8 protein-coding genes are annotated in these 4,886 nt (G+C 44.2%); all 8 read left to right on the top strand.

The features are described 5' to 3' along the window. Nucleotides 1–155 precede the first annotated feature (155 nt). Nucleotides 156–914: a hypothetical protein gene (locus tag HMPREF3144_RS04015; RefSeq protein WP_070469336.1), complete on the top strand. Its 759-nt coding sequence runs from the start codon at nt 156–158 to the stop codon at nt 912–914. Nucleotides 915–1,017: 103 nt separating this feature from the next. Further along, nucleotides 1,018–1,686, top strand: coding sequence for an RDD family protein (locus HMPREF3144_RS04010; protein WP_052043728.1), 669 nt, complete (start codon nt 1,018–1,020; stop codon nt 1,684–1,686). 74 nt (nt 1,687–1,760) lie between these two features. After that, nucleotides 1,761–2,105 (top strand): SHOCT domain-containing protein, encoded by a 345-nt coding sequence (locus tag HMPREF3144_RS04005; RefSeq protein WP_036561193.1) that lies wholly within the window; start codon nt 1,761–1,763, stop codon nt 2,103–2,105. 94 nt (nt 2,106–2,199) lie between these two features. After that, nucleotides 2,200–2,577, top strand: a complete 378-nt coding sequence (locus tag HMPREF3144_RS04000; protein ID WP_083290377.1) for a Sec-independent protein translocase family protein — start codon at nt 2,200–2,202, stop codon at nt 2,575–2,577. A gap of 92 nt (nt 2,578–2,669) precedes the next feature. Then, on the top strand, nt 2,670–3,188 hold the full coding sequence (locus HMPREF3144_RS03995; protein ID WP_052043726.1) for a hypothetical protein: 519 nt from the start codon (nt 2,670–2,672) through the stop codon (nt 3,186–3,188). Nucleotides 3,189–3,291: 103 nt separating this feature from the next. After that, nucleotides 3,292–3,996 (top strand): hypothetical protein, encoded by a 705-nt coding sequence (locus HMPREF3144_RS03990; RefSeq protein WP_070476545.1) that lies wholly within the window; start codon nt 3,292–3,294, stop codon nt 3,994–3,996. Beyond that, the gene (locus HMPREF3144_RS03985) at nt 3,996–4,448 is read left to right on the top strand and encodes a hypothetical protein (RefSeq protein WP_036561171.1); all 453 of its coding nucleotides are present in this window, start codon (nt 3,996–3,998) and stop codon (nt 4,446–4,448) included. Before HMPREF3144_RS03990 ends, HMPREF3144_RS03985 begins: the two co-directional genes overlap by 1 nt. A gap of 144 nt (nt 4,449–4,592) precedes the next feature. Beyond that, nucleotides 4,593–4,877, top strand: coding sequence for a hypothetical protein (locus HMPREF3144_RS03980; protein WP_070476543.1), 285 nt, complete (start codon nt 4,593–4,595; stop codon nt 4,875–4,877). The last annotated feature ends 9 nt before the right edge of the window (nt 4,878–4,886 follow it).

Below are 4,886 nucleotides of genomic sequence, written 5' to 3'. Positions count from 1 at the left end.
CCAAAAAGTATGGTCTTGTAACGGGTTGATCCCTATGGTATAGTCGGGCAATTAAAATTTAGTCGCATCGGGTTATACCGCCTTCACGATGATTGGCTTATGTGGAAGGCGATCTAATACATGTTATGCCTTTCCCAGAATCGAAGGAGGACTGAGTGTCTGAAATAATGGAATCAAATTATGCTCAAATGAAATCATACGTTGAGCGAAATAAATTTTCTTTCCAAGAGAAGGATGAACAAGGCTGCAAGCGCCTGGATGTCCAAAATGGTAAAGCGAAGTGCGTAGTTAAAGTTTACTCTACAGGCACCATTCAAATTCAAGGGGCGGAATCAAAGTTAAAAGCGGCATTGTCGCAGGCCAAGGAAGCTGTAGAAAACGAAGAGAACATCGGCGAAATGCTTCCTTTTGAAATCGAGCGATTTCCAGAGGTTCTCAGGGAGAATATCCCTGATGTAGACCCAATTATCGTTCGTTTCATCGAAGAGGCCATTGTAACCATCAAGGCTGGATCGAACTTAGGGTGCGCCTTCCTATTGGGCGGCGCTTCTGAAAAGGCCATATACTTACTGATAGATGCTTACACCCAGGCCATCCCTGATCAAGCCATGCGAGATAGGTTTATATCGAAAACATCAAAGAAGTTTATTTCAAAAGTCTTTGAAGAATTCAAAGCCTCATGGAAAAGCTCGATTAATAAACCCCACGGTTACGGGTGGACAAACGATATCGAGGTGAAAATAGAGCAAATATTTCAGTTTTGTCGGATTTGTAGGAATGAGTCAGGTCATCCGCATTTGCCGCCGAATCTGGACAAAGGGGTCCTGCTTGCAAACATGGGGCAATTTGTAAAATACATCGAAGACATGTACGGAATGATTAACTATTACAAAGAAAATAATGTCCAGTTCTAGGCATAACAATCGCAGGCACGGCGACGTCTTTTTCATTGCGGCTGCGCCTACATTACAAAGCCGCGCGTGCTGCGGGCGTTAGGCATTGGAACAGGGGAATTCGATGTTTTGTACTCAATGCGGCAAAGCAACAGCGAGCGATGCGAAGTTCTGCGGGCACTGCGGAGCACCACGGGGCGTCACGAACCTTCAGCCGACACAAGGTTCTGGCATTGTGGAGTCCACCACTCCACCAGCACCAGCGGAGGCTAACGCGCCATCTACTGCGCCAGTTCGCCCGTGGGTTAGGTACTGGGCGCGAATGTTCGATATCTACTTGGCCGCAATCGTAGGCGGCCTATTGATAGGCATGCTAAATCCATACGCATTCAGCGAGCCTGGAAGCGATCAGTTGTTCGGGCTTGCCTTGGTCTTCGCTTGGGTGTTCATTGAATCGTTGTTTCTTTCAATGTTCGGTACAACTCCAGGCAAGTGGCTCTTTAAGGTTCGACTTATTCCACCATCTGGAGAAAAGCCTGATTACTCCACCGCGCTTTCAAGGAGTTTCAAGGTCTGGTGGCGCGGCCTTGGCATTGGATTTCCACTCGCAAGTCTCATCACTCTCATCGTGGCGCATGGGAAACTAACAAAGAACGGCATCACAAGCTGGGATAGAGATGATGGATTTTCGGTCATGCACGAGCGTATCGGCCCGCTAAGAATCATGGTTGCTGTCGGATTCTTCGTTATGTTTCTACTATTTGTCATTGTCGGAAGCGCGGCCAATGCCTAACAATTCGTTCAAGCCGACGCCGCTTCGCGGCGCGGCTTAACTCAAGCGTTATGTTCACCAAGGTCGAATATTAGATGTTTAAAAAAATACTCTTTCACGCTCTCGTAGGCGGCGCAATTTTTGTTGTTGGGGCAAGTTTGCATGATTTTGCCGACATCAGAGGTCCAGGTAATTTTCTTGCCTACGGCGGAATGGTATATGCAGGTGTAACTACTCTCTTGATACTGGTGGGAGTAAATCTTCCTTCTCCAATAGGAATTCACTCTGGACCTTCATTTTTAGGAAAAGTAACTAAAGACATTTCTCAAAAGAGAGCGCGCGAGGAATTGCTTGAGTACAAAAAATTGTTAGATGAAGGTGTATTAACACAAGAGGAGTTCGACGCAAAGGCAGCCGAACTAAAGAAAAAAATCCTATGAACATAACAAGTCAATCAACTTCGCGCCTTCGGCGCCGGACGCAGCAAAGCTGCGCCGGTTATTGAGGCGTTAGATTTTTTATAGGAGTGAATAAATGGGTTATTCTTCAATTTGGCATTGGCTTATTGTTTTAATTATGTTCTCCCCGGTCATTCTTGGCTTTGCCATAATGGGCCCCCAAAAATCTGTAATGGTCAAACATGGCGCATCCGGATTAGTAAAAAAAGGATATTTCGGCTATTGCTGGACATACCTTCTCTTCGGATGGCTTGTTCCAATAATTAGAGGAGAAATTGGTGTCGGCGTACTTCACCTCATACTAACAGCCGTCACCTTTGGTCTATTTCAAATTGTTATGCCATTTCTTTACAACAAGCAGCATATGACTAGACTTCTGACTTCCGGTTGGCAACTTAATGACGAGCCAGAAATCAACCGAATAGCACAACTAAAACTCGGCATTGCACAATAAAAATTCTAACTGAGCAGTCAAGCCGACCCTCCTTCGGCGGGCGGCTTACTTACGTTCGTTAGCCTCCACAAAACCCACGAAAGGAACTTTAAATGTATAACCCCAACATTACTCGTACAATTTTTACCCTGATTCTCTTTACAGTTTTCAATAGTCAAGTTATGGCTTTAAATGACCAAAGTCTAGAAAGCGGATTAACCAGTGCGCTACGGCTAAAAAAAGGAACAACGGAAAGAATTGGCAACTCTGGGAAGGCTATTCAGGCTTATATGCGAGAAGGGATAGTTAACAAAAAGCCTAACCAACGAGCCGATTACACTGATTATTACCTCGTGAATAAACCAGCGAAATTCATGGGGCATGACCTCATAGTAATTGAAGAAGAATACATGTCACAATACATTGGATGTTGTGTTAGTCCGGGTGTCGGCGTAACAGTCAAGGTCATAGGGAATACTAAAAATCTTGAAAATTTCGCACGCATAAACGGCTGCACATTTACAGACAATGTAAATCTCCAAGAGGAATTGAGCAGCGTGGGGATTAACGCCACCCTTACACAAGGGAGATTTGCCTCATTGAGTTGTCGCGAGAGGGATGCACAACAGTAATCAAAGCAACACATCGGCTAACATGGCGCTCAAGCCGACCCGCTTCCGCTACGCTCCAGCGGTCGGCTTAGCTCTACGTTAGGACTACAAGAGGATCAATTGAATGAGTCAGGTTTATGATAGAAGTTTATTGGAAGGTTCCTTATCTCAAATGGAGTCAGTCGCCATGAATTTTGCCCATAGGTTTATAAATGATGGCAAGGTCAGGATGAGTTACATCAACCAAACCAGAAAATTGGCTCAAGAATACCGCGCAAAAGTTAGTTCTGGAGCAATAACGGCAGAAGAAGCAGCAAAGCAGGTTCAAGGGATACGAAACCAAATTCTTGAAGCGCAACGTTTACGAACAAGTGATGTAGGCAAAGCGATAGCGGTAAAATTAAAGAAGACGGGATTAACACTATCAGAATTGACTGATAAATATGCAAAGAGCATGTTTGGTAAATCGTTTTTGAATTTATCCGCCGAAAATCAGAATAGGGTATATCTCGAGATTATAGAAAGCTCTGGTAGACCAAGACCATCTATGAATGCTGAGGCCAGTAAATATAGTAAGCTGGGCCGAGGACTGTTGGTTGTTACTATCGGCGTTGCCGTTTACAACATCGCTGTTGCAGAAGATAAGGTAACTGCTACGGCGAGAGAGGGAGTCATAATTGGTGGAGGTTTCGCCGGAGGTGCTGCTGGCGGTGCGGTGGCAGGACTCGCCTGTGAGCCGGGTGCTCCTGTTTGTGTCACTATCGGGGTGTTTGTAGGTGGTGCATTGGGTGCGCTAGGTGCTGATTTCACTTTTGGGTGGTTTTTCTGATGCCCATAAAGGAAATAAAGGAATTTCATATAATAGATACGATAGAAAAACCTAATGAAACGCCAAGAGTATTGCTTGAAAACAAAAGTTTAAAAAAACAAATTGAGGTTTCAGGAAAGGTGCTGGAAGCGCAGTATCGAATTGGAGAAAGTTTCCTTGTTCTGGTCACGGAAGGAAACCCTTTCGAAGAGGCGCTATACGTATACTATTTTAGCAATAGTTTGCATCTCATGGATTCACTGGAGCTTTCTGCAATGTATTCGGAAGGGATGCTCAGAAATGTTTCTCTTTCTGATTCAGGAGATATTATGTTTTCGTTTTTTGATAACGATGAACAGTGGGTTTTGAAAGTATATTCACAGCCTAAGTACGATTTTTTCAATAACAAATACCCGGTTAAAAGAAAAATGCCGGTTTTTCATAAAAATTGGCTGAGCTTAAAGAAGTCCTAACAAATTGCTGCACACGGACACATACTGCTAGGCTCGTTTTGTGTCTGTCGCTGCGCTCCATTATCACACAAAACGCTCTCCGCAGCATGTGCCGGTGAGCACGGCGTTATATTCACAGGCCGGCATGGTCACATAGGGGTAGATATGAGCAAAGGTAAAGAAGGTGCTTTCATATATGCCGATGAGTCAGGACACTCAGGAAAAGAGATTTTTATTGAAAATTCACCTTTTTATTATCAAGGCGCAGTAATATCCGTTGGTGAAATTGAAACCAAAGTTGCACCAATAATTCAAAGATATTGCACTGATAACGGGTTGGAAAGATTGCATGGTTACGAGCTTGGAGAAGAGAAAGTAAATAGCCTTTGCTTAGAGTTGTTGGAGGCTTTAGACGGTACTCAATGGGAGGGTGTAAGGTATTTTGTGTAACTTGATTTT

Source organism: Oligella sp. HMSC05A10, from assembly GCF_001808335.1.
Taxonomy (GTDB): domain Bacteria; phylum Pseudomonadota; class Gammaproteobacteria; order Burkholderiales; family Burkholderiaceae_B; genus Oligella; species Oligella urethralis.
Note: the sequence above shows the minus strand (reverse complement) of the source record. Positions and strands in the feature narration are given on the sequence as shown.